The sequence below is a fragment of the Rapidithrix thailandica genome, from assembly GCF_039710355.1.
In the GTDB taxonomy this organism is placed as follows: Bacteria; Bacteroidota; Bacteroidia; order Cytophagales; family Flammeovirgaceae; genus Rapidithrix; species Rapidithrix thailandica.
Genome location: NZ_JBDKWZ010000006.1, coordinates 311,109 through 337,410 on the forward strand (window position 1 = coordinate 311,109; position 26,302 = coordinate 337,410).

At 43.9% G+C, this 26,302-nt stretch carries 23 protein-coding genes; 3 read left to right on the forward strand and 20 right to left on the reverse strand.

Translation table 11 applies throughout. From position 1 onward, the window contains the following. Positions 1-28: 28 nt before the first annotated feature. The 8 genes from AAG747_RS12650 to AAG747_RS12685 form a co-directional block, all read right to left on the reverse strand. Positions 29-535 carry a DOMON domain-containing protein gene (locus AAG747_RS12650; protein WP_346821538.1) on the reverse strand — a complete coding sequence of 169 codons (507 nt, stop codon included), beginning with the start codon at positions 533-535 and terminating at the stop codon, positions 29-31. A gap of 393 nt (positions 536-928) precedes the next feature. Then, positions 929-2,365, reverse strand: coding sequence for a DUF3526 domain-containing protein (locus tag AAG747_RS12655; protein ID WP_346821539.1), 1,437 nt, complete (start codon positions 2,363-2,365; stop codon positions 929-931). After that, positions 2,358-3,794 (reverse strand): ABC transporter permease, encoded by a 1,437-nt coding sequence (locus AAG747_RS12660; protein WP_346821540.1) that lies wholly within the window; start codon positions 3,792-3,794, stop codon positions 2,358-2,360. The genes AAG747_RS12655 and AAG747_RS12660 overlap by 8 nt, the downstream gene beginning before the upstream one ends. Positions 3,795-3,801: 7 nt before the next feature. Beyond that, positions 3,802-4,503: an ABC transporter ATP-binding protein gene (locus tag AAG747_RS12665; RefSeq protein ID WP_346821541.1), complete on the reverse strand. Its 702-nt coding sequence runs from the start codon at positions 4,501-4,503 to the stop codon at positions 3,802-3,804. 3 nt (positions 4,504-4,506) lie between these two features. Further along, positions 4,507-5,721: a DUF4374 domain-containing protein gene (locus AAG747_RS12670; protein WP_346821542.1), complete on the reverse strand. Its 1,215-nt coding sequence runs from the start codon at positions 5,719-5,721 to the stop codon at positions 4,507-4,509. A 7-nt stretch (positions 5,722-5,728) separates the two neighbouring features. Continuing rightward, positions 5,729-8,074: a TonB-dependent receptor gene (locus AAG747_RS12675; protein ID WP_346821543.1), complete on the reverse strand. Its 2,346-nt coding sequence runs from the start codon at positions 8,072-8,074 to the stop codon at positions 5,729-5,731. 124 nt (positions 8,075-8,198) lie between these two features. After that, on the reverse strand, positions 8,199-9,131 hold the full coding sequence (locus AAG747_RS12680) for a hypothetical protein (RefSeq protein ID WP_346821544.1): 933 nt from the start codon (positions 9,129-9,131) through the stop codon (positions 8,199-8,201). Beyond that, entirely contained in the window at positions 9,128-9,598 is a 471-nt protein-coding gene (locus tag AAG747_RS12685; RefSeq protein ID WP_346821545.1) for a glycine-rich domain-containing protein, read from the reverse strand. The genes AAG747_RS12680 and AAG747_RS12685 overlap by 4 nt, the downstream gene beginning before the upstream one ends. Before the next feature lie 876 nt (positions 9,599-10,474). Here AAG747_RS12685 and AAG747_RS12690 point away from each other — a divergent pair. Beyond that, complete coding sequence (locus AAG747_RS12690; protein ID WP_346821546.1) at positions 10,475-11,278, forward strand: hypothetical protein; 804 nt, start codon at positions 10,475-10,477, stop codon at positions 11,276-11,278. A 236-nt stretch (positions 11,279-11,514) separates the two neighbouring features. Here the strand turns inward: AAG747_RS12690 and AAG747_RS12695 are convergent, their stop codons facing one another. Further along, entirely contained in the window at positions 11,515-12,498 is a 984-nt protein-coding gene (locus AAG747_RS12695) for an AraC family transcriptional regulator (RefSeq protein WP_346821547.1), read from the reverse strand. Between the two features lie 321 nt (positions 12,499-12,819). Between AAG747_RS12695 and AAG747_RS12700 the strand changes: the two genes are divergently transcribed. Together AAG747_RS12700 and AAG747_RS12705 are read left to right on the forward strand one after the other, a co-directional pair. Beyond that, on the forward strand, positions 12,820-12,945 hold the full coding sequence (locus AAG747_RS12700; protein ID WP_346821548.1) for a hypothetical protein: 126 nt from the start codon (positions 12,820-12,822) through the stop codon (positions 12,943-12,945). A gap of 53 nt (positions 12,946-12,998) precedes the next feature. Next, complete coding sequence (locus tag AAG747_RS12705; protein ID WP_346821549.1) at positions 12,999-14,372, forward strand: MATE family efflux transporter; 1,374 nt, start codon at positions 12,999-13,001, stop codon at positions 14,370-14,372. A gap of 433 nt (positions 14,373-14,805) precedes the next feature. Here the strand turns inward: AAG747_RS12705 and AAG747_RS12710 are convergent, their stop codons facing one another. From AAG747_RS12710 to AAG747_RS12760, 11 genes are all read right to left on the reverse strand, one after another. Then, on the reverse strand, positions 14,806-15,138 hold the full coding sequence (locus AAG747_RS12710) for an NIPSNAP family protein (protein ID WP_346821550.1): 333 nt from the start codon (positions 15,136-15,138) through the stop codon (positions 14,806-14,808). Between the two features lie 89 nt (positions 15,139-15,227). After that, positions 15,228-16,121: a M43 family zinc metalloprotease gene (locus AAG747_RS12715; RefSeq protein ID WP_346821551.1), complete on the reverse strand. Its 894-nt coding sequence runs from the start codon at positions 16,119-16,121 to the stop codon at positions 15,228-15,230. A 237-nt stretch (positions 16,122-16,358) separates the two neighbouring features. Further along, positions 16,359-16,745, reverse strand: coding sequence for a cupin domain-containing protein (locus AAG747_RS12720; protein WP_346821552.1), 387 nt, complete (start codon positions 16,743-16,745; stop codon positions 16,359-16,361). Between the two features lie 2 nt (positions 16,746-16,747). Continuing rightward, complete coding sequence (locus AAG747_RS12725) at positions 16,748-17,137, reverse strand: tautomerase family protein (protein WP_346821553.1); 390 nt, start codon at positions 17,135-17,137, stop codon at positions 16,748-16,750. 44 nt (positions 17,138-17,181) lie between these two features. Continuing rightward, positions 17,182-17,679 (reverse strand): Crp/Fnr family transcriptional regulator, encoded by a 498-nt coding sequence (locus AAG747_RS12730; RefSeq protein ID WP_346821554.1) that lies wholly within the window; start codon positions 17,677-17,679, stop codon positions 17,182-17,184. A gap of 153 nt (positions 17,680-17,832) precedes the next feature. Further along, positions 17,833-18,282: a hypothetical protein gene (locus tag AAG747_RS12735; protein WP_346821555.1), complete on the reverse strand. Its 450-nt coding sequence runs from the start codon at positions 18,280-18,282 to the stop codon at positions 17,833-17,835. 251 nt (positions 18,283-18,533) lie between these two features. After that, on the reverse strand, positions 18,534-18,989 hold the full coding sequence (locus AAG747_RS12740) for a hypothetical protein (protein WP_346821556.1): 456 nt from the start codon (positions 18,987-18,989) through the stop codon (positions 18,534-18,536). Positions 18,990-19,330: 341 nt separating this feature from the next. Beyond that, positions 19,331-19,924 carry a hypothetical protein gene (locus AAG747_RS12745; protein WP_346821557.1) on the reverse strand — a complete coding sequence of 198 codons (594 nt, stop codon included), beginning with the start codon at positions 19,922-19,924 and terminating at the stop codon, positions 19,331-19,333. A gap of 26 nt (positions 19,925-19,950) precedes the next feature. Beyond that, positions 19,951-20,859 (reverse strand): DUF6588 family protein, encoded by a 909-nt coding sequence (locus AAG747_RS12750; RefSeq protein WP_346821558.1) that lies wholly within the window; start codon positions 20,857-20,859, stop codon positions 19,951-19,953. Between the two features lie 130 nt (positions 20,860-20,989). Further along, entirely contained in the window at positions 20,990-22,693 is a 1,704-nt protein-coding gene (locus AAG747_RS12755; RefSeq protein WP_346821559.1) for a PorP/SprF family type IX secretion system membrane protein, read from the reverse strand. Beyond that, positions 22,609-26,202, reverse strand: coding sequence for an SBBP repeat-containing protein (locus AAG747_RS12760; RefSeq protein ID WP_346821560.1), 3,594 nt, complete (start codon positions 26,200-26,202; stop codon positions 22,609-22,611). The genes AAG747_RS12755 and AAG747_RS12760 overlap by 85 nt, the downstream gene beginning before the upstream one ends. Between the last annotated feature and the right edge of the window lie 100 nt (positions 26,203-26,302).

The following is a 26,302-nucleotide window of genomic DNA, read 5'->3' on the forward strand; positions in this document are numbered from 1 at the left end:
TCTTTTGGGTGAATTTAGCCAAGAAGAGTCATTCCAATTTTGCCGAACGCAAACGCCGGCTGCTTGTACGATTTAAGGGAATGACTCTGCTAGCCGACCGGGAGTACCAGTGCCGCAACATCAAACAACTGTGGAATGGCCGGAAACACCGTTTGTTCATAATCCCTGCAGGCCAACCGTGTAAACGTGATCCCCAGATTACAGCATCTGTTTTTTCGGGCAATTCATAGCAAATGGATTTAAACGGAATGACAAATTCCGCATAATATCCGAAATCCGTTTGGTGTGTACGCACTGTCCAAAGGGCATTCCGGTTATTGTCCGTATTGTTGTCATTAAAGTTTTGCGGATCACGCTGATTGCCATAAGGTGTCGTTTGAAGCGATACACAGTACGGTTTAAGGTGTTGCGGATCCGGTGGTATGCCAAAAGCACCGTTCTCTCCCCAGGAAAAACCGCTGCGCAGATCCTGTACCCGGATCCTTTTTTTGCCGAATGTATCCACACAAAAAACCAATATAGCGGTTCTTTTCATCAAAGAGCAATTGGATCTGTATGTGATAATGATAATCGCCTCTTTGCCGGGGCTGCTCTATACAGAAAAAATCTTGAGTCACCGGGGCTTCACTCCGTCAACTTTCCATCGGTCTTAATATCCTCTCCGGTATGAGCTGCCCGAATATCCACCGGCCTAACCGGGGGGTACGTTTGTTGGGCCAGGAGCGTATACGGGAGAAAAGTAAAAAGTGAAGTGAATTAAACTTTTTCTTTTTCCTAAAAAATGTTTCAAAAACGCCTCCTCTGTGTTACTTTTTTCAACAAGAGCTTTGGCTATTCTCTTCAAAAAGTGCCTTGATGAGCCGATTTTGATTCCATGTTCGGTCAAAAACTATAAGTTTAAATCACTTCAGTATAAAAATACTTTTCATCACTTGTTTCCTCCTTTCATTTTGATGAACCCCAACACAAAAGCTACTATGGCAGCGAAGCCGATTTTACTTAAGCCCAAGTATATGGTAGTCCACCGGCCTTTCACAGCTGGCATCTTAAAAGCCGGAAGCCGGGAATAATCCTCCAATAAGATGGGTTTATCCCAGAAGAGGCGCGTGAAATAGAAATCGGTTATGTCTCTGTGAAAATCCGCCAACGCCTCCTGGAAATGCAAGAAGATATTGAGGTCTGTTTTGGCAATACGGGCCAATACTTCCTGCATATTGACAGCCGGGCTAAGCCAGTGAAAACGGGAAGTCCACGCATTCCTTTTGGCCACTTGGGCATTGTAGTGATTCACTTCTTCCCGGCTGTGGATATCTTTCAGAGATGTGAAGGCTGCATATGCTTTGGGCAGCATGTTATTTTCCATTAAGCGTTCACTTCCTTTTAACGTTGGTTCATGCGCGATAAATTCGGCAATCACTTTTCTGGATTCCTCTTTGTTGTCTTCATTTTCCAGCCCGGTTCTACGGGTGAGCCCGGCCAGTGTGGCGCTACTGAGAGGATATTTTACGGTTACAATCACATTGAGAACCGCCGGGATCACGATCAGCAAAAGCAGCCAACTACCCGCCGCAGTGATCGCATTAAAAGAAGAGCTTTTGCGTAAACTCACAATCAAAAACATCAGCCCAAACCAAAATATGCAGTACACTACCACAGCCAGGATCCATGCAATGGCGGGTGCCATGTTTTCATTTTTTACGGGGCTACCTGAGGTTAACTGACCGATCAGGGAGAGTAATAAGGCCAAGCCGGTGATCATGATCAAATAGAAGGCCCAACGCACAAGTATGATCTTTCGGATACTAACTGCCTGGATCTGCAATAATGAAAGCGTGCCGTTTTCCTTTTCTGAGGAAAATAATCCGTAACAAAAAGCGATAATGAGCAGAGGAAACAGGTAGACCAAGACAAAAGACAAATCAAAGTTACCGGCCATCAGGTTGACGGGATTGGCCAACTCATTTTCAAAAAGCTGATAGTACAGGCTCATGCCGGTAAGGCGGTAATAGTAACGAAAAAGGTCGCGCTGACCAATAGCCAGGGACGCATAATCATGCGGAGGTAAAATAGCGTGGTAGCCATGTCGATACCAGGCATAGGCCGGACGAGAGGCAATATCATGTGTTTGCTCCTGCCCTAGCGTTTCCCGCTCTTCCCTAAAGCTGGTTTTGTACAGGGAAAACTCTTCCTGTTCCAACTGAGTAATGGCATTGATTGTCTCTCGCTGTGCGTCAATTTCTGACTGTCCGTAATAAATCGCATACAGGCCAAATGTAAACGTGACAGCCAACAGAAACAGCTGGAACTTGTTGCGGATAAAGGCTTTCCACTCGTAGCGGATCAGTATTTTAATCTTTTTATCCATTGGTCGGCTTGATTTTTCGGTTAGAAGAATTGAACAGGACCAGCACGAGCGCCCCCCACAAAAGCAGTGATACGATTTCCATGCGGTACTGCGGTAGCAAATCCAATGTAGCAGGGGTTTGATAAGTGAAGTTTTCTATTTTCTGCCACAAATCGTTTCCGGCTTTATAGCCATAGAACTCACCGTACCGGGAGTTTTCAGCCATGTCCTTGTTCATTTTTCGAACCATCTCTCTTCGGTAACCCTCCACTTTTTCTTCAAAGTGGAGGAAAGTATGCATATCCGTGCCCGATAAAGCCATGGAAAGATGCTGTACGGCCAGGTACGGATTGAAAAGGCTCGCGATGCTACTCAAGCGGTTTTGCTTATGAAAAATCTTGTGCAACTTTTCTACATGATGGTCATAGATTTTATTGCCATATTCTTCTCCCTCCTGCATCCGGACCCCTTCAAAGTTGAAGGGTAGTTGCTGTACGGAATCCACTCCGTATTTTTCCAGATATTCTTTTTCCAGGTTGACTATGCGCACTGACCGGGGTGTTTTACCATCCAGTCCCTTCAGTTTGTCCTTCTGAATCTGAGCTTTGAACTCACGCATCGATGGCAATGTATAGAAACTTTCGCTGAGGTTAGCCAAGGTTTTGGGCATGAGGATAACAAAAAATATCCAGCAGGTAAGTAATACCAACAAGGCATTTCTTCCGGTAGACGAATGCAGCGAAACCCATACGGAAAAAGCAATAAAGAGCAGCAAATACACCCCATAGATCAAGGCCAGTAATGCGACCCTGAGGGCTATATCCGGGATCGTTGCCTGCTGAATACCAGCAGCTGAAATAATCAAAATCCCTACGACAAAGGGCCATACGATTAACCCCAGCATGAGACTATAGGCTATAACTTTACCCGAGACGAGTGTGCGCAAGGAAATGCCCTGGCTCAAAAGTAATTTTAGGGTGCCACTTTCACGCTCCCGGGTAAAGGAGGCAAAGGCGAGAAAAATGATAAGTAGCGGTGCCAGTACCTGCAATACCAATGCACTGCTAAGTTCCCCAAAACGAATCATACTACTGTGGTCTTGTGCCGGGCGAAACATGAACTCGTGCTGAAAGTGTGCCTCCAGGTAAACAGAGGTGCCCGTATAGGAGTCCAGCCCAAAGTCAAACAAACTGAGTATCGTTTTGGGCTTGAAGACAAACGTGCCGTAATGAGCTGCAATATGCGGGTGCTTATCCCCCTGGTTGAGCCACTCCTGCCTTTTTTCCTGTTGTGTATGAGTGATCGTCTGCCTTTGCTGCACGTAAGAGATATAGCCTGCATAAAGAGCCAGCCCCAGTAGCAAAAGGAGGATAACTCCCAAGGAAACAATCAGCTTTTCGCGGAAAGCTATTACGATTTCTTTTCGTACTATGAAAAATAATTGACGCATAAACAGCTTAATTGTGCATATGTTTAAGATACATTTTCTCCAGGTCCTGAAAACTCACATCTTGGGAAGCAAACTGCTCGATCAGTACCCCTTCCTTCATAATACCGATATGCGTGCCGGTATCTTTGGCCCGGAACAGGTCATGAGTAGCCATCAAAGTAGCGACTCCTTTTTCCTTCATTTCCAGAAGCAGTTCTGAAAACTCATTGCTGGCCTTCGGATCCAACCCGGAGGTAGGTTCGTCCAGGAGCAACACGCTGGCTTCCCGTGCCCGGGCCAGGGCAATGCCCACCTTCTGACGCATGCCCTTGGAGTAGCTGCTTACCCGCTTGCGGATAAAATCCGGCTGTAAACCGGACTGTATCAGCAGCTCTTCCAACTGGCCTTTAGCATAGCTTTTGTCACCTAAGCCACAAAAAAAGTCCAGGTTTTCCAATCCCGTCAGGTTGGGGTAGAGCATCAGGTTTTCCGGAATATATGAGAGCAATTGTTTGGTTGCTTTCCCATGTTCCGTTACATCCAGTCCATTGATGACAGCCTTGCCACCCGAAGGATTAATGAAATTCAGAAAAAGATTGATGGTGGTGGATTTGCCTGCTCCATTGGCACCTAGCAGGCAAAAGATATCCCCTTCATTCACAGACAAATTGAGGGAGTTCAAAGCCCTGAAATCACCGTACTTTTTCGTAAGATTTATTGCTTGTAACATACCTTAATCCAGTTTTTCCAAACCTGTAATATACCCCCCCTTTGAATTGAAATAGGTACTCGAACTGTTGGAAGACACATCGAATTCATAGACGGTATTTTCATCATTGGTAGCAATAGTGAAAAGGAGGTTTTGATGATCCATTTCACGGATGATCATGCTTCTTGATCCATAAGTGACAGGTAATCCCGGCACGTCTCCTTTGCTGGTCTTACCAAGAAGGTCAATTTCCACGTACTTGAATTGAGGCTGGCCCGTAGCATATTCCCAAAAGTCGGTTTCGTCCTGGACTTTGGCGGTGAAAGTGCGCCCGGTTGAAGTATGATAAATACCCAAGCAAATATTGCCCGTGACGGCCTCCAGATCAAGGAAATAGCCCTGGTCAAAATCCGTCTGTCCCTTCTTGATCCTAAGTACACCACTGGGAGCCTCCCCCCCGGCATTCGTTGTTCCCAGAGCCTGAACGTAAATATCTCCCTTCTCATCCAGGATCATCCCTGTTTTCGGTGCATGCCCACCGAAAAACATCCCCGTTCTCCCATCAGACAAGACTTTTTCCACCTCATTGGTATTCAAATCAATGATAGCGATATAGGCAGAGTCATTTACAGGCTCAAAATTATTTTCATAATGTACCCCCATGAAAAGCTTGTTATCCCTTTCGAGCATATCCAGATAATAGGTTCGGGTAGCTTCAGAAAATTTACCTGTCACTGCTGAAAGGGAAATTTCATCTGTAATTCGCATGGTAGAAGGATCAAAAATGATGAGTTTGGAGATACCTCCCGATACGGTTCCATACGCCAACGTTTCGCTTTTAAAATGAAGCGAAGCAAATGTATTTGCACCCGGCACTACAATTCTCTCCTCCTCTTTTGGAACGGAATCACTCCCCACCACATATTTCACCAGGTTTGCAGGCGCTCCGAATGGCATGGCATAAACAGCTCCTCCGTAAGAAACGGTGCTTGCTTTTCCCGTAAGCTCAATCGCCTGGTCATTACCTATGGACGTAAAACCAAGCTCAGGGACCCACTGGATATAGGTTGTCATATCCGGCCAGGCACCACTCACCGTGGAAATGGCATAACCGGATTCAAGGGGGGTGCCGTTGTTGCCGGGGGCAGGGTTCTCATCGTCTGAACAACCTGTCAGTAAATACATGGCTGACAACATCAGACCAACAGTGTGAAAAATAGTCAGTATTGTTTTTTTCATATTCCTTTCATTTTATTTTTTTATCCAGATAAGTTCTTAGTGTAAGATAAAAGGCCCTGCCTGGGCGCTGTACGCTGAAATTGTCATAAGCTTTCCGGTCAAAAAGATTGGTAGATTCCATTGTAATGGAAAAGCGGTTTTCCGGCAAGGAATAAGTAACCCCGGCATTCTGAATCAATTGAGCCGGAATAAAATTCTTCCGCTCCCGGTTGCCATCTACAGCCCAAAACAGAAAAAAATCGTGTACATAACCGGCCGACCACCAGGCTGATAAGCGGTTTTCCGTCCCCCAAAAACGCTCTGTTTGATACCGGACTTCTCCATTGCCAAACAGATAAGGGATATTCGGTAATCGCGCATTATAATACCGCTCATCTATTGACCCGGTGACATTTTTGGGGGAACGGTTTCGGATGTCCTGATAAGTAGCATTGGCTTTCACCCTAAGGCCATGGAATGGTTTATAGTGAATCTCTACATCGAAACCCGTTACCAGCGCTTTCAACAGGTTTTGGTACTGGGCGTAAAACTGAGAGGTACGCAACCAGATAATATTATCCGTCATTCTGTAAAAGCCATTGAGTTCAATATCCAGCTTTTTGGAATGATACTGCAGCCCCAGGTTGGCGTTATGGCTTTGCTCCGGTTCCAAAAAAGGATTGGGGCGCACAAGCGTAAAGTCACCAAACAATTCAAGTTCATCCGGTAAACGGGTAGCATACTCATAAGAGGCTTTGGCCAGCAGCTTATCGGTAAAATGGTACCGGAAGGATTGAGAATAGCCTATGTTAGAAACGCTCTCCCGGTTAGGACGAAACTCCATGTTTTGGATAAGATATCCATCGGATGCGTATACAAAGTGCTTAAAAGCGGTATAGCCGGTAAAGCTTTTTCCGAATTGGTGCTCATAAGCAATGCCGGTAGCGTTTTTTACCAGCACAGTTGGATGAGTGTAGTAATCCTTCCCATAGAATTCGGCAGCGAAAGGGTCTTCCCCTCTGCGCCTGAACCAGGAGGTAAATACATTGAAGGTTACCTGGCCGTTTTTCCAAGGCTCGTAGCGGACATTGAAACGGCTCAGCGCATTTTTTGCGTTCAGTTCCAGTAAACTCCTGGAAGTGGATATTTCTCCCCCGTCCGTCCTTCTTCGATACACTTTACCATCCCAGGTATAAGCATTTAACGTTGTATCTGTAACATACCCCCTGGTATAATTCATGCCCCCATACCATTTCAGTGTAGTTTGCGGAAGGATGTTCTGCTTTTCATATTCAAAGGAAAACCCTAAGGTTGACTCCTCATAAGTCGCTTCGCCATAGGGCTGGGACATGACGGCATTGTGCTGTATCTCATCGTTGAGTCCGGAATACCTGGCACTAATGATCAACCGGTCTGCGTATGCCTTCTCATACACCCCGGCATATAGATTTACCAGATAGTTGGAAAAGCGATCGTGGAAACGCCTTACCGTAACGGGTACGGGATTGCCAGATTCATTGATTGTCTCCACATCTACTTTGTAAGTATTGTCTGAGTGATTATAGAAGGAATTAACCCCTGCCAGGAAGTTATTTTGACGATCCGCAAATTGCCCGTTCAGGTTGGCTTTATGACTATTGAACGAGCCCAAAGAATAAGAAACATCCAAGTAGGTGCTGTATTCTGTCCTGGGAATAATGTTGATCGCTCCCCCCAACGCATCGGCCCCCAGGTGTACCGGCACCACTCCCTTATAGACCTCTATTTGTTCCATTAAATTGAGCGGAAGTACATTTAGCCCTAACCCAGACCCAAAGTACGATAACGGAATGCCATCCAGGAAAAACTTTACCTGTTTCCCGGACATCCCGTTGATGTACACTTCCGCCTCGCTACCAAAACCACCTGTCTGACGGACATTTACCCCGGAAACCTGCTTGAGAACTTCACTGGTATTATTGCTCTGGGTATAAAGACCTTTCGCCTCAAGCACTGCCACACTGGCAACACTTTCTTTTAATTCACGAGCTTCGGATTTCTCTGTAACCGTCACTTCATTCAAGTGCCTCACCTCCTCCTTTAGCGTAAAATTGACGGTCAGCCTTTGTCCTTCACTTACATGAAAGGTTTTCTGCATTGCCTGAAAGCCCATAAAAGAAGCGGTGAGGGTATGATCACCGGGTTTCAGGTTTTGAAACACAAACTTGCCTGCTTCATCGGTAACGGCAGCTTGCCCGCTGCTCACCTGAATAAATGCACCGGGTATCCCCTCTCCATTCTTTGAATACACAGTTCCTAACACAGCGGCCCCTTGCCCATAACAAAAGCTACTGTTGGTCAGCAAAATGGCAAGAAATTTATATAAAGTTTTCATAAAAATAAACGCAACAGTATTGCAAGTACACGATTAAGTATCAAACGCAAGAAGAATTGCGTTCACAATTTTACCAGGAAAAGTTCCTCCGGATAGAAGGCAGGATAAGTGGTTGTATCAACGGCTAACTTTCAAAACGGAGCTCCGTGATCAAGCCTTCCGTCTTTAATTCCTCATACACCTTCAATTCCCCTTCTTTCAGCTCCTGTATATTCAGCAAACCATCTGACTTTTGCCACAAGGATTTTGTCTGTTTCGTAAGGTGGTAAGCAGCTTCCCGATCCTTTTTCAGCAAATAGGTACGGCCATTCTTCTTATTGATTTGCAGCACTTGCTGATTGCGCAACAGGTAACCGGGAGAACCCGCTTGCAAGGGGATAACCTGCCGTTCCTCATTATAAAGCAGGAAATTCAGCGGTGTCGCAAGAGGCACAAGGCGTTCTTCCAGAGGCTCCAGTTCAAACATATTTACAGTCGTACGCATTGTTCCTGCTTCTGCGGGCCTACAACCCACGAGTTTAACCGGGGTTTTTTCCCTGGAGTGATTAACGATAACAGCATACCTCTCTCTTCCCGACTCACCCACTTTTCTGCACGATACCTTTTCTATAAAAAAGAAATCATCAGGGGCTGTTTTTGAATGCCTTACGATCCCATCCATATGGAGTTCGGAAATTAATTTATATTTCCCCAAAGGAGCATTTTGAGGTACATCAAAGGTGAAATAATAGTGCCTACCGGACTGAATATTCTCAAGGATTTCGACCAACTTTTCTCTTTTGAATGCCCCACTCAGGTAATCGGCCAATAACAACAAAGGGACGTTCTTGTTCAGGTATTTTAATTGAGGAGAAGAGCAGGAAGTCATTGTTTTTTCAACGGGATCCGGCAAGCCCAATACATGCTCTTCAAAAAGCATGAATAGTTTTCCATCGGGATCCTGCACTCCTATTCGCACCCATGGCAAGACATGTTGCTCTTTGATTTGGGAAGTATTGAAATTCCAATGTATGACAACAGAGCTTCCCTGTACTGCTCGTTTTGGGAATATGCTCATTTTCTCAAGGCTTTAATATTTTCCTTGCTATATTTCTTCGGGTATATCTGAAACCACTTTTTTACTGTCTTCTCACCCAAATGATCATAGACAATCGAAACGAGCTTTTCCATCTTCCTGAGATACTCTTCCCGGGCCAGTTCAGGTTGTTCCGTTAACAAACGAATATGAGACTCCTTTTCCTTTTTTGATGCAGGTAAGTGATGTAAGAATTTGTTATCAAAAAACCGCTTGCAAAATTCATGGTATACAGCTGTAAACAATATGAAGTTATGCCACATTTCATCCAGTATCAACAGATCATCCGGAATGAAGACCCCTTCAATCGGACTTATGTACAAAAATTTTTTAGTCTCCTGAAAAAGGTCAACCGCTTCTTTTTGGTCAATGGCATACATGTCCGTAAATCGCGAGATAACCTCCCCGTTTTGGTATTGTTCAATGGCCTTTAATCTAGCATTTTGCATCGATACAAGTTATTTAAAATATACATCTTACTCAATAAAGAAGGGATGGACAGCAATATATAACTGCTGCCCAAACAGGTTTAAAATGTAGAGCAGCAATGTGAGCTACCACAACAGTGCGTACTGCTTACACTGGCGGACTTTTCAGCTAGAATTTGAGCGATCAATACTTCTTTCTTCAGATTCATTTTGATTGAGATTTAAATGACACCTACTCTGTTTGAAGGTTTTCGGCATACCCTTATTATTGCAATAATGTTGCATATATAATCAATTACAACCTAAAATGCAATATTGTTGCATTTAACTTTTGTAAAAACGTTCTGGGAATCACTTTTGAACACTGTATTTGTGACATAATTGGCTTAGCAGCAAAGCATTTGAGATGTTGATTAGACCCATTGTCATCCTACCGGACATTGGCCGGTACCTAGCATTTGGGCCTGATTTCGTGCAGATGCCGGATGCCTTCACATACAACACCTAGGCTACCACCACCAGGACCGGCAGCAAGTGTACTTTTTTCGGGGATTTCATCCCCATGTTTTCCAACGTAGCCGGTAGACCGCATATAACTTCGTAGCATTCAGGTCAGCCCGGTGGTGATTGCTCAAAATCTTTCGACATGATGTTTGAGCTTGTTCAGGTAGATGCTTTCTTTTAACAAACAGAACCTCAACAACCAATTTGTAGTTTGCACGTTGCTATAGTTCATCTCCGGAAAATATTCCTTAGCTTTGTCCAAAAGCTGGCTCTTTCTTCTTTTTGTGACACAACTCAAAACTAAGCAAGGGCCAGCTTTTTTTGTGATGTCCAGTAGGCCATGTACTTTTCTATAAAAACAAATTATTGACTATCAATAAGTTGTCCCACACGATGAAAAATAATGAATTACACCCTCTACTTCAGGTATTTCTGGTTTTGCTATTTGTCTCGTTTTTTACAATGTTTTTTGTGGCATTTGGGATAAAATACTTGCCAAGTAATGATTTTAATACGTTTCGTACAAAGTATGAAGTAGCACTTCATTTAGTGATGGCCCTTAGTGCTGTCAGTGTCATGCTTTTTATTTATTTTAATTTAAGAAACAGAGCAAATAAAAACAGGGCCAGGCGATACGAAAACACCCCCCTTTTTCACTGGCATTATGAAACGCTATACTGGCAGAGTTTCAAAGCGAAAGAATTTAAGAAAAAGGGGTTTTTCTATTTTCTAAAAATCTTATTAATATGGGTGCCTATTGGATCTTTTTTGTTTTTTCTTTACAAAGTAGCGGATCCTATGCTTTCCATTATACTGGCACTATTCATTCTGATTTTAACAATACCAATCCTTCCATTTACGCTGGGCACCTTCATTCATGAACTAAAAAATCAATTATTTCAAAACAAATATGAAGTAAAAATTTACAAGAATGGGTTAAGCATAAATGAAGCGTATTATCCTTATAATCATTACATAAATAGTAATCACAATCTTCGCTTACTTGAAGTTGAGAAGCTTAACTTATACGGCACCAGCTGTTTGAAGTTTGTTATAAAGAAGACCTTTTACTCCTCACCCAGTCCTGATGGAGGAGATTTTGGTTCGGTAATGAAAAGGACGAGTCATCTCTTTATACCAATTCCCAAAAATCAGGCTATTGACATCAATAATATAAAAGCCTACATGATGCGCTGAACTTGTTGCCTTTTGGGCGGGCTGATACCTTGGCAGGCTAAAAGGGCCTGGATACTTTCTTTTAATACAAAATCCACCTTCACCTCCTCTCCCGGTCGTAATGTCAATTTTTGCGTTTGTGGCAGTAAGCCTATAAACCGTGCGGTTAACACATACTCTCCGGCAGGGAGGTTTTCAAAAAAACATTCAACCTCTGCTACTACGGCAGATGCTGCCCCGACAGCAATTGACTGCCACTAACGCTTTCGTATTTCTATAGGAGCGATTCCGTATTTTCTCTTAAAGGCCACACTGAAATGTTGCTGATGGCTGTAACCGATCATTGCGGCTATTTCGCAAACAGGCCGGTCGGTGTCCAGTAAAAACTGCCTGGCCAGGGCTAGCCGGTGGTCGGAGAGGTAACCGAAAATCGTTTTACCGAATGCTTCCTTAAAGCCCTTCTTGAGTTTAAATTCGTTCAAACCCACCAATCTGGATAGTTCGTAAATAGTCGGAGGAGTGTCCAGTCTTCTTTCCAGCAGCTCCCTGGCATACAGTAATTTTTGTTTGTCTCCACTGTGTAACTGCACAGCTCCCCCGGAATCCTTTTGTTCAAAGGCTTCTAATTGATAAGCAAAAAGCTCCAAAACTTTCGATTCGATTAATATCCGTTTGAGGGGCATCTGATAGGGAGCCTGCATAATCTGGTCAATGGTGTTTCTGATCAAGGGATTCAGTCTACTTTTTTGCGCTACCCGCAAAGGAATTTGCTTGGCGATGGCTTCCAAAAAACGGTCGATGACCCTGTTTTGGCTATTGACAAAGCGTTGAAAATAGTCCAGGGTAAAACCGATGCCGAAGGTTTCATGCTGCATATTCTTCTCAAATTGAAAGCTCCCGGTTGGCTCATTCATATACAATAAACTGAGGTCTCCTTCTTCCTGGCAAATCGTTTCCTTAAAACCCTGTACAACCCCATCGACACGTCCTTTCAAATGAAAACTCAATTCCAGCACAGGCTCGTTCAAGCCTCCTTGTACAGACATAAGCTCATTGAAAAAATATTCACTTTTGAGTAGCAACATACCGTTCAGATGAAGCTCTCTGGCCTTGATTTTTGCTCCTTTAAACTCACCGTGGAGGATATTTTCCGTCAAGCCCTCTGCCGCGTTAAAGTTCGGAGGATATTCCTTTTCAAAAATCATTTCCTGTATATCATCAATGGTTATGCTTGCTTTCATCCTTTTGAAATACATTTCTGTGGGACGTAGCTTTGCTCCGGACAAGCCTCAAAATTACTTCGCCTCTTGCCCACTTGTTCACAGGAAAGCCACGTCCCGAATTCGTAAATAAAAACTCCCGATCTCGTACACACCCCTCTACTATCAGTATAGATATTTACGCCAATATAACAGTATTTATATTCAGTCTAAATAAGCAAGTCAAAAAAAATACTCCATGCAGATGAAAAGTTTAACGGTATTCCTATTACTGTTCCTCCGGAGGACCTTTGAAATTACGGCAAGAAACGTAGGTGACGCTGACTTCTACTAAATAGCTGGATGGGAGAAGTTGCCGCCGGACAGGAAAAAGCCATCTTCAATCAATTTTATCAGAGGCTTACAGCCGGCCTGTCTCCCGATGTGTGTGCCTCTGTCAAAGAAACCTTTGAAGAGGTCGCTCCATAAGTTTTTAGGACTAAAAATAAGTCGTCTTTTTTACAACTTCTCTGAAAATAAATATGGATCTAAAAGAAAAACAAAAGCATTTGATGCTCTATGGTGCACTGCCTGAAGTGATGTGGAAATTATCGCTCCCGGCCATTATCGCAATGGTCTTGTTTGGACTGAATGCTTTCCTGGACGCGGTATTTGTCGGGCAACTGATCGACAAAACCGCTCTGGCCGGGGTTTCCATTGCCTACCCTTTGTCACAAATCACCTTTGGGTTAGGCTCATTGGTGGGTGTCGGAGCAGGGACAGTCCTCAGTATTGCATTGGGAGCCAACGATACTGAAGTCCAGAAACGTCTGTTGGGAAACATGCTTTGGCTCAGCCTATGGATCACTGTGCTGTTTGCCGTACCCACATCTATTTTTGCCGAGGAACTAGTGGCTTTTATGGGCGGAGAAGGCCAGGTGTTGGCTTTAGGTACGGCCTATTTCAAAACCACCTTGATCGGGGCCTTTTTCTGGATTCACGGTCTGGCCCTGAACATGCTGATCCGGGGAGAGGGAAAAATCAAAGAAGCAGCGCTCATGATGGCCCTCGGCCTTCTGATCAACATCATTTTGAACCCGGTTTTCATCCTCTTTTTTGACATGGGGGTCAGAGGTGCGGCTTGGGCCACCAATGTAGCCATGCTGATCTATACCCTTATCGGTTACTGGTACTTTATTACAGATAAAGCTTCTTTTGTTGTGAATGTCAGCTACCTGGGATGGGACAAAAAGCTCCTTAAATCTATCTGCTCAACGGGGATGCCTTCGCTGATTATGTCGGTGATGAGCGTGATCCAGGCCATTGTCGTATTTAATGTAGTTGCCGGCCTGGGCAATGAACCGGACATTGCCTTTTACGGGGCGGCCAACCGGATCTTACTGTTTATGATGACTCCGTTGTTCGGCCTGATGCGCGCATTGCAACCGGTAGCCGGTATTAACTACGGGGCCAAACAATACGACCGGGTTATTCAGGCTTACTCCCTTTTTACCAAAACCGGTTTTTGGGTCATCCTGCCCTTCTGGTTATTGATGACGCTCTTCCCGCAACTTACCTTGAGCACCATGTTACCCGGCTTTGCTTTTGGGGAGGGGGAGCTACTCAACTTCCGGGTGTACATTTTTGTACTTCCTTTTTTGCCCGTAATTTTTATGGCCCTCGTGCTATTACCCTCTATCGAGAACGGACGCATGGCCAGCCTTTTGGTACTGGCCCGGCAAGTTGTATTTTATATTCCCGTTATGCTCCTCCTACCGAAGCTGACGGGTCTGTCGGGGGTTTACTGGGGCTCTACCGGGATCGATATTGTGATCATTGCCTGCACCTACCTGATGGTTGTTACGGCTTTTTCAAAAATCAGAAAACTGCAAGATCAAGCCGTACTCAACGGTTAATTAAGCAATCGTATGAAAAGGGAAAAACCTCCAGCACAAATTTCATCAATGATAGATCCGGCTACCACCCTAAGAGCATGTTTAAAATTCGTTGCGGGGCCGTCCCACGGGAGATACTCCTTCGAGAGGCCACCCCTATTGCTCAGTTTAGGGTTCTCAAAATGCTGCGCTAAAGTTCCTGAAATGGGAATGTTTGACCCAAAAGATGAAATTTAAACATGCTCTTCATTCTATTTTTCTGAAAAACACCGTCTTCGGAAACGATAAAAAAAGACATTCCATGTGAATGTCTTTTTTATAAAGCGCGAATGCAGGCTTTCTTACGAAGGGTAGGATACGTTAACAAACGTCCGTTTATTAATACATGAATTTACTTTCGTAATAAGAGCGTGTTCTAAGTTCCCTAACAGGAAGGACAGCCCAACGAACGTTTTTACTCAATTTTTGCCTTATCGTTAATTCCCTTAAAAACAGGCTGCATAAATGATCGCTCATAGCTGATAATACAGCCCGAGTCTATGGCATATTGCAATGCTTCCTGACATTTTTTACAATCAGGAATTTTATTCCGGTACGCTTCATATGCGGCTAATGTCGGAAATGAAAATGATGCATATCCAATATTGCTTGGACCTTCGTAAGGTTTTAGATACCCGTGATGAATCCCTCCCATTTCGTTCACCAGGTCAATCCAAAGCTTGCCATAATGCTCAAATTCCTTAACTTTTAATGGGTCAATGGTGTATTTTAAAAAACAAGTAACCATAACTGATCTAACGTTTAACTCTTTATTTCACTTCACTGTAAACCTGAAAGGCATCTCTGCTATTCTCCTTCGTAAACCCCTTATCATACTTATCTATCGATCGCCTCTGAAGTAAGCAAAGATTTTCTTCTTACGGCATTTTCCAATACATAACGCATCCGTTCTATTTGCCCTTTTGTAAACATGTTCAGACACTTATCCGCTGTTAAGTTCATATAGTTATTCACCGGTGCCGGCTGGCCGTCACAAGCGAGCGGGGTACCACCATTACAATCTATAGCATTGCTTACGGGCGGTGTATCTTCCACAAAATCATCAAATTCCAAACAAGGCTTTCCTTCATGAACCTTTCCCCAAACATGAAGCAAGCCAAGAAAATGTCCCATTTCATGGGTCAGGGTTTTACCCAGGTTGAGCGGCCCCTCCACATCCGATTTACCAAAATGATGCACGTTGATCATCACAGCGTCACCTATCGTTCCCAATTCATCTTCAAGCCCTGGCAAATCAGTTGTAGGCAATGAGGCTCTTCCGGCAAGCGTATTCGGAGGGAGGCCACCGTATACCCAAATATTAAGATATTTCTCCGGGTTCCAATAGGCAATCGTTGGAAGCTTATCAAAAAGATCGGTTTCATTCTCCGCATCAAAATAGTTCACGCGATGGATTCCGTTGGTGGGATTTCCCTCCGGATCTATTTCTGCCAGTTTAAATTGAATAAAAGCATCATCGCTAAGAGGAGAGTTATTTTCACCCAATGTGCCCGGTACTCTTCTGAAATCATCGTTTAAGGATTTGATTTGCTCCCTAACCCGTTCCTCCGGCAAGTTTGCACCTTCCCCGACATCTTCGCCCGAATGGATAATATGCACCACTACCGGGAGGGTGTATAAGGCAACGGGAGTCTCAACCGGAGGCGTATCGTTTTCCTCACAAGAAAATAACAATCCGGATATTATAATAAGTAAAATTATGGTTTTCATGTATTATTTCAAATAGTAGGTGTACTAACGGCCAAAGATAGCATCCCCCTCTGAAATATTTATTAACCGGATGCAAAAAACCTCCACTCCCGTCTCTTGAAAACTAAGTAACGGTCTAGCATAAATGCTGTTGCTGATTGCAAAAACCAGCTTTCCGGTTTTGATTAAAGCGGGACAAGGGCAAAATATTGCTTGATACCTCCATCAGAACTCTTAATGGTTAGCAATCACCTCTTTTTACCCTTCCACAAAAAAACGATCGGTAGAGTTATGACTTTGAGGTGCCGTTCCTAAGACTTGCAATGCATTCTCAGAAGTATTGGTGATTTGATGGATCACATCCGGATAAATGGAAATAGCATCTCCCGCACTTAATTTTCGAGTGATGGTTTTACCCTTATCTTTCTCATTGCAATTTCTGTACGATATGGATGCTTCTCCCGAAAGGATATAGTAAATTTCGATACCTTTCTTGTGATAATGAGCCGGCAAAAACTCCTTAGGTGACAGCTCTATGATATAGAGAGAAGAGGATTCGTCTCCGGTAACAAATGCTACTTTCCGGTTCATGGTTTTATCTGCTTTGGCAGCCGCCAAAAGTGACGGGATATTTTTAACTTTCAAGTTTATACGTGGTTAAAAGTTTGTAATTCTCCATTCCCGAAAGACCAGTTTTCTTTTTGATTTTCTAAGAGGGTAATGATAATATCCTTAGAACTGATTTTCGTTCGGGCTTCCACCAACGTTGCGATGCTGCGGTATAGGTTTCTTTTCTGATCGATGGTTCTTCCTACGGCCGCAATGATTTGGATAAAAATGATATCGTCTGTGTGAGGGATTCCCAGATACTCCTGCGGATACTTTATTTGCGATTTACCCAGTACTTCTATGATATGGAAGTAATCGTCTTCCGGAATCTTAAATTCATCTATCAATGCTTGATGAACCGCTTTGGAAAGCGCATTTTTCCTTTGATCGCTATGCGATGCTGACAGTGAAATTCTAACTAATGGCATAGTATAATGATTCATTGTTTCACTGCAAACTTGGGAACGATTTGTCAAACTTCACCTTGACGTAGATCAAGACTTTTCAGTCTGGACAAGGTTTCGGGTCTCATTTTGAGATAAGAGGCAATCAGGTGCTGGGGAAATTCCTGTTCAATATTTTTCCGGTATTTAATTAGCTCCTCATACCGTTCTTTGGCTTTCAGTTTTACCAAGGAGGTTTCTTTAAAGCATTTGTTGACAAACAATTGGTCAGCAATACTTTTAAAAACGTGCATCCACTTGATATCCGAAGCCAGCTTTTCATATTCTTTTTTCTCTATCACATAGAGGCTTGATGGGCTGTAAGCCTGGATATGGGCAGGAGACGGAATACCTGTCAGAAAACTTCTGTAGGAGGTAATAATGGAATGAGTGCTATATAATTCACTTACAATCGTGTTTGCATGTTCATCTTCAAAAAAAGAAAATAAGCTTCCGCTTTCCACGATTCCGATATAGTTGCAAACTTGACTTTCCCTGACAAAGAAATCGTTTTTCTTAATCATCATGTGTTGGCCAACCTGTTTGAACGCATCTAAAATTGTATCCCTCATACCTCTTTTTACCTTTTACAAAAAGCATTTTTGTTATAAAAATCATTGATCATACCGTATGCCATTTGCGGCTTCATGGTAAGATCATCGAAATACTTAAGGGTAGGTTTACCCATACCACGCTACTTCGTATTCCAGTAATAATTTGTCCAGGTCATTTTTTTGATGCTTTAATCTAAACATCTCCGTTTCTTTTCTACTTTGTGGCCCACCTCCTACTCTTATCAGCCTATCAATATAGTTGATAAAATCAGTTGATTCATCCCCAAAAAGCTCGCCTTTCAATATTACTTTTTTCACCGGATAAACCCCACTTCTGACCTTTAGTGCCTGTTTTGCTGAGTAACCAACGGTGATAAATCCATGTTTATCGGCTAATTCATAGGCAATTTTAGGAATCCCTGAATTGGTATAACCGCTTACGATTTCAATGAATTGATGAGGGTGCTCGCTTTTTAAGTCTTCGAACAATTTATCGACTAACTGATATGCCGCTTTCTTATCGAATTGATTTTTACTAAAACCTACTACGCCGTATTTTATCGTTTCTACTTGCATATTGATGTTATCCGATTATGAAGTGAGTTAACCTTTTTCTTTTTCCTAAAAAATGTTTCAAAAACGCCTCCTCTGTGTTACTTTTTTCAATAATAGCTTTGGCTATTCTCTTCAAAAAGTGCCTTGATGAGCCGGTTTTGATTCCATGTTCGGTCAAAAACTATAAACCACTTCTATGCTTTTAAGAAAGGTTCGCGAGTAATCCCCGGTGTTTTTTCAGACCCTTTACATAAGGTTCCGTATCCGCTTTTTTAATCAAAACTTATCACTCCTTTTTTGATTTTAAAACTGAATAACCTTGAAGTATCCACTTCCTTCCCGTTAAGTTTTCCTGCTTTCCAAGCTCCCAGGGAATTGAAAACAGCTTCAATTTGTCTGTCAAGTTCCGGACTTTTTGTTTTATTGTCCATTTTGCACTGAACCACCTCCCCTTTACAATTTATGATAAGTCCAATCATGCCCTTGTCCTTATATTTAGGGTTCTCTTTTAAAAATTGAACTTCAGTGTTCAAATGCTTCAAAATCTCATCTTTCGATTTTGGGCAAACGGCTTCAACTTGCCCCTTGAACATAGGAAATAAAGAATAGACCTCGTTGATGTCACAGATTCCTTTGACAGGTTCTTTGACCTCCATTTTTGCGACAAATTGAGCGGAAGCATGTAAACTCATAAAAGAAATTGCTATTGCAAAAATTACTTTTTTCATATTTTATGATTTTCAACAATTAGATGAAACGAAGAACATGTTTAAAATTCGTTGCGGGGCCGCCCCTTTGGTGGTAAAAATTTTCAGTTTAGAGTTCTCAACATAGTATTTTTATAGTCCGACATACCGGAATGCCGGCCACCGGAATGTCGGCCACCGGAATACTGCACTGAAGTTCCTGAAATGGGAATTTGTAGTTCATTTAAGCATACTCTTAAAGCTTTTTGTAAGCCTGTAGGAAGTGCGTATAAGGTCAAAAAGCCTCACTACCCATAGATTTATCCCAATGGGTAGTGAGGCTTTAAATTGTTCAAGTCATGAAAGTCTATTGTGCAAAAAGACTATTCATTCCCCATGAAATTAGGGACATTTAAGGACTCTGTATATTTTACGGTAAGTCTGACTCTTACGATTACATCCAGTTCGATTCGCTCACCTTCCGGTACGGAAGTTCCGAACGTAGTGATGCTAAGGGATGCATCGTCTGTAGCATTGATATAGCCTTTTACCTTTTCCGTAAGCAAAAGGATACCTGCTCTCTCTAAACTCGTCAAGGGAGTAAAATCCTTGTAATCATCGAAAGCAACTTCTCTGGAAGCATATAATGCCGTGGATTGATTGTTCATATCGACCAAGGAGCCGCCTATATTTACCTTAGAAGCCAGGTTACCCTCTTTCGGTACTATTTTGATAGCTATACTTTCAATATTTACATCGTCAATGTTTGAGACATCTTCCCGGTTAATTTGTTCCATGATCTCTTCCCGGGTGATGTACTTGCTTTCTTCATATACACCATCATCGCTAATAGTAAAAGTATACTCGTTGTCTACGTTGAGAACGAGTCCGAAATCTTTTTCTTCACAAGAAAAAAACAAAACGGCAAGAAAAGGAATTACAAGGTATTTGGTATAAGTAAAATTAAGATTTTTCATATGCTTTTTTATACGGTTATGATGAATTATTTATTTGTCCCAATGTCAAATCCAAGGCCTACGGCTAAGGTATTGGACTTGCCCAGGTTATAATCTGAATGCAGGTAGAAAGGTCCGAACTTCAATGCTGCCCCAGCAGTAAACCTCAGGGAAGAGCTCTTCTTCAATTCGATGTCAATCACCTCTTCCGCATCACCGGATTTGTAGGTATAAGAAATATCCAATGAGGAAGTTTCAAACCCAGGCCCTCCGTAGATCGTCAACGGACCAAACTTTTTACTCGCCTGTAAAGCAATCAGATTGGTTTTGGCTTCTAATAAATTGTCGAGCTCGACATTTTGCCAGTAATACGCCAAGGCTACGTCTAAAGGTAATGCCTCGAAGTATTGGCTCACACTGTGGCGCAAGCCTAATCCCAGTAATTTCAAATTGCCCAGGTCATCACTCAGGTCTTGCGCAAAGTAACGCAGGGATACTTCCGTGCCAAAAATGCCACCCACACTCAATTGCGGAACGGCCAGAGGCATGCTGTTCATTCCCAAACCTCCGGGAAAATTATACACGGTACCGTCCTCGTTTTCGATAGAGGCCCCCTTCGGGCTTCCGAAAATGGTCGGGGCATCAATGGTACTGACCGGACGGAAATCCCCATCGGTAGTAGCACTAAAGGTTTTGTGTTTATCCTTGATCATAGCCGACATAGCCGTAAGACCGATAGATACCCGGAGACCCTTTTTGGGGATTTTTGCCGAATGGATGAAACCGCTGTTTAAATTACCCCCTAATGTATAGACCATCGGTTGCATATATCCCGAGCCGTTTTCAGAGGTGTACCTTTGCAGGAAATCTTCAATTTTTTGTGCCGAAGCCCGGTAAGATAAGAACCCACTTATCACTAATAAGGAAAAAAGTATTCGTAAGGATTTTTTGATCATTTTGAATTTTGGTTAAAAGATTTTGGTTCAAAAATATTTTAAAAACCTTTCATTACAAATTAAATATGTTTTAAAATAGCATTATATAAAGAGTTCTCACTCTGTAATATATGGATTCTTTATCGTTTTGTTAATTTTCATAGATAATTTTAAATTCTACCCTACGGTTGTGTTCCCTGCCTTTTTGGGTAGTGTTATCTTCCAGAGGTTCCGATTCTCCCATGCCTTTCACCGTAATCCGGTCTGCTTTGACCCCTCTGTTGACCAGGTATTGCTTGACGATTCCGGCCCGTTTTACCGACAATTCTTGGTTAACCGATTCCGGTCCCAAATTGCAACTATGGCCTACCAATTCAATAGTAAAGTGTTCTTTATTACGCAAAACGATGGCTACTTCCTCCAAAAAGGCTTTTGATTCCTGATCAAGGTTATCCGAATTAAAATCAAACTTAACGGTTTGGGCAAAAAGTGCTTTTTCTTCAGTAGTAAGATTTTCCGGTTGATGATTTCCGGGATATACTTGAGCCGTATCCTGAACAGCCTCTTCTTCGGGTAATGTTTCGATCACTTCTTCGGTCTCAGTACTGTCAGACTTTTCTGTATTAGGTACCGTAGCTTCTTCCTCGCCCCCCTTATTATTTTCCGGCTCGGTTTCCTCCGTATTTGGTTTTGCAGGTTCTTCTTCCTTAAGTTCCGTATCCGGCTGTTCTGTGCTGGTATAACCAGACCTGAGGTTTCTTTTTTTCTTTTTCAAACGGAAAGAAATCGCCAGCTCGACAATACCATTTTGCGCTTTTCCAAGTTCCATATTTACCGGTTTGTCAAAACTTGCCGCGATGGTCATGTTCTCTTGTTGATAGGCCAGTGAAAAAATACCGTATGAGTTGGTGTGGTACCACAAACCCAGTTCTATTTTCTTTTCCCCATTCCCCTGATTTCCTACTTCATAGCCAAACCTCGAACCCAAGTTAAAAAAGGTGTTCCCTGCCTGGCTTACCATTCTACCCGTAGGCATGATGGAAAATTTTTCTCCTTTGTATATTCGATACCCGGCTGAAGCTTTCACAGACATGGGAAGAGGGTCTTTCCGGGTTCCTATCAAAGAGATATCCGGTTGATTAATATTAAAAATAGAAGCGCCAATAAAGGCTTTTTCACGGTTAGCTTTGTCTTTCACTTTATAATACAAACCACCACTAAAAGCCGGGTAGCCTTTTGTGTTTTGTAAGACAGCATCCCCCGAAACAATATCCGGATCGTAGGTTCCATCCACATATTGATCATCCGTAATATAACTCCCCCCGATCTTTCCTTGAAAATACCCTGCTTGAATACCTAAGGAAAGGGCTGCGTGCTTCTTTGTCCTGATACTGTAAGCCAAGGCAAACATTCCGCCATTGGTGGTGAGCAAATCGGAAGATTTATCATTTAAAAAACTACCGGCAAACACCAAACGATTCTTTCCGACATACATGGGAAAATAGGCAGAGAAAGTGGAAGAGGTAAAATTTTCGTCTAAGTCTACCTGTTGATTACGATAGTTGGCCATGATGCGCACATCTTCTACGGCCCCTATTTCTCCTGGATTAGTAAAAAAAGGAGTGTAATGATACATACTGAAATTAGGCACTTGGGAATATGCCATGTGCCCTAGTAATAGGAGCCCCACCAGAAAACCAGGGAATCTTAAATTTGTAAATCGTTTGGACATAATAAATAGTATGTTTTTCAATGTTATAATGGTATCTCTTATCTGGCCAAGCGGATGACGCCTGAATTTTTGTTGGCTACCTTTAAAGGGCTGCCATCGGTAAACTGCCCTTTCAGCACCCATACATAGGCGCCTTGGGCTTGTTCTTTCCCCTTATGCGTACCGTCCCAGCCTCTTTGAGAGAGATCCTCCCAGCTTTCCGAATAAAACACTTCGTTGCCTTCACGGTCGAAAATACTGAAACGGATGCTGGACACATTCCCTCCGCCCCGCAGGATCAAACGGTCATTCACCCGGTCACCGTTCGGAGTGAACAAAGTCGGCAAAAACAGTTCACTGGAACCGATCTCAAAAACGTGTACCACCGCTGTTGCCGGCAGGTAATTTTCATTTCCCTCCTGGCGGGCCGTAACCGTAACCGTTCCCGGACCTTCAATATGAATCGTAGTACCCGTTAAACTTGCTACACCCGAGGCAGGTTGGGTCTCTACCGAAAAGGTAACCGGTAAACCCGATTCTCCACCCGTTGCATAAAGGGAAACCGGATCCGCCCCCACTTTCTTATCAGGTATAGGATCAAAGAGAAGGATTTGAGGTGCTTTTTCAATGGTCAAAGTAGCCGTTAAGGTGATCGAAGAACAGCTGGCCACACCCGGATCAAGCGATGCGGTAACCATATAACTTCCTGTATTCGTCTGCTCATTGTTCTGATAAGTCACCGAGGCCCCGGCCGAAAGGCCTTCCACCACAAGGCTGTGCACCACACCATCGTAGGTATAGATGGCATCCGAGAAGGTAACTCCGGCCAGAGGAGAAGCCCGGACCACTATCTTTTGGGTTTGGCTGGAAGTGTTCCCGCTTTCGTCTTGGTACGACCAGGTGATGATTGTGGTTCCCAGGGTTGTTATCGGAAAGCTGACATCCGAACTCACCGTGACTGTTCCATGCGTATTATCCGTAGCTGTAGGCGGGGTAACCTCCGAGGCCACGACTTCACAATACCCCGTCACTTCCGGCAAGCTAGCGACATCCGGTACGGGCGCTGCCGTATCCCTGATCTCAATGGTTTGCGAGGCACTGGTGTTGCTCCCATCGCTGACCGTGAGGGTGAGGGTATAGACAGAAGCCGTCACAAAATCCAACCCGTTGATATCCTTCAAAGTTAACTCCCCACTGGTGGGATCAATGGCAAAGGCATCCCCCCGGTTCCCGCTCAGGATGGTCCAATTGGAAAAGGAAGTCCCTGCATCCGTATCCGTGGCCAACACCGTTCCGATCACAGTACCGTTGCCAATGCCATTGCCTAAGGCAAACACCTGTCCCGGAGAAATTACCGGAAGGTGGTCGTCATTCAATATCGTAATCGTGGCCTGATCTGTAATCGCAACAGACAAAGAGGTGCCCGACAGATTACCCATACGGAGCGATAAGGTCTCATCCGCTTCCTGTTTACTGTCCGAAGTGGGAATGACGGTAAAGGTTTGGCTTTCTCCAGCGGTTCCGGCAAAGGCCAAGGTATGGTTGTTCAAAGCCGTATAATCGTTGTCACTTGTGGTGGCTGTGCCGTCTATCGTACTTACATCCACGATGAATCCGCCCTGTACCGCTCGGTCCAAGGTAGCCGTCACGGTAACGACTCCGTCATCTTCCTGGCCCGATACATCGCTAAGGGTGACTTCGGCCATATCGTCATTGGTAATGGTTCCGGTGCCCGGGCTGCCTGAAATGGCAACATTGGTTCCGGTAGGATTGCTCAGGGTAAGGTATACGGTTTCATTGGCTTCAACGATTTCATCCCCAAAAATGACAAGCTCTACCGTTTTGCTGCTTTCTCCTACGGCAAAGCTGAGGGTACCTGAAATGGGGGTGTAATCATTGCCTGCGGTAGCCGAACCATCCGAGGTCGCATATTGCACCGTTGCTCCTCCGGCCGGTGCCGGGTGGGACAAAGAGACCGTAAACCTTAAATTGCCGGTTCCACTGTTGCCTTCCGTAACCGCAGGATTATCCACCGACAGTTCAATATCCAAAAGCGTAAGGGAAAGGGTCACCACCGAATCACAACCCGCCTGGTTGGTCAGGGTATGGGTGGCCGTAGTATTGGAAGAAGTATAGGTTTTGCCGTCTATCCACTGATAACTGCCATAGGCCGTGACCACATCCGTGCTATAGCTGGAATCGCACTGACTCAATTTTTGCACAAAAACATCTACGCCTCCAATGGAAGCCAGGTTGCTGATACCAGTCCCGGGGTCAAAGTCAACGGTTCCTTGAAAATACCCCGTGGTATACACATTCCCCTCCGGATCTACCGCTATGGAATAGCCTCTGTCATCACTACTCCCTCCCATGGACCGGGCCCAGACAAAATTACCGTCCCCGTCCAATTTCTGTACAAAGATATCTCCATATCCATTAGCGCTTAGGCTACTACTACCGCCACCCGGGTCAAAGTCTACCGTTCCTGAAAAATACCCTGTAGTATACACATTTCCCTCCGCATCCACCGCAATGGAAAAGCCGCTGTCATTACTACTTCCCCCCATGGATTTAGCCCAAACAAAATTACCGTCCCCGTCCAGCTTCTGTATAAAAACATCTATACTTCCATTGGCATTTAAGTGATGGGTACTAGTCCCGGGGTCAAAGTCTACTGTTCCTTGAAAATACCCCGTGGTATAGACATTGCCTTCCGGGTCCAGAGCTATGGATTGGCCACCATTACTATTACTTCTCCCCATGGACTTGGCCCAGACAAAATTACCGTCCCCATCCAATTTCTGTACAAAGATGTCATTAGCTCCATTGGCAGTCAGGTTACTACTACCGGGGCCAGGGTCAAAATCTACCGTTCCTTGAAAATACCCCGTGGTATACACATTCCCCTCCGCATCCACCGCGATGGAAAAGCCATAGTCATAACGACTTCCCCCCATGGACTTGGCCCAGACAAAATTACCGTCCCCATCCAATTTCTGCACGAAGATGTCATTAGTTCCATTGGAAGTCAGGTTACTACTACTGGGGCCAGGGTCAAAGTCTACCGTTCCTTCAAATGCCCCCGTAATATACACATTCCCCTCCGCACCCACTGCGATGGTCTGTCCATAATCATTGCTTACTCCTCCCATGGACTTGGCCCAGACAAAATTACCGTCCCCATCCAATTTCTGCACGAAGATGTCATTAGCTCCATTGGAAGTCAGGTTACTACTACCAGGGCCTGGGTCAAAGTCTACCGTTCCTTGAAAATACCCCGTGGTATACACATTCCCCTCCGAATCCACTGTGATGGCCTGTCCATAATCATTGCTTACTCCTCCCATGGACTTGGCCCAGACAAAATTACCGTCCCCATCCAATTTCTGCACGAAGATATCATTAGCTCCATTGGAAGTCAGGTTACTACTACCAGGGCCGGGGTCAAAGTCTACCGTTCCTTGAAAATACCCCGTAGTATACACATTCCCCTCCGAATCCACTGCGATAGTCTGTCCATAATCATTGCTTACTCCTCCCATGGACTTGGCCCACTGAAAACTTGGTTCCTGGGCTATCAACAAAGTGTTGCATAAGCCAATTGTAAAGCATAATAAAATAAGTTGAATGATTCTTTTGCGTAATCCTTTCATTCTTTAGAACTATTAGTACTGGTATCCCATTTACTCTGTCTTATCACCAAAAGCAAAGCCCAACCTATAGGCCCCTTTTTCATGCAAAAAACGCCTGAAT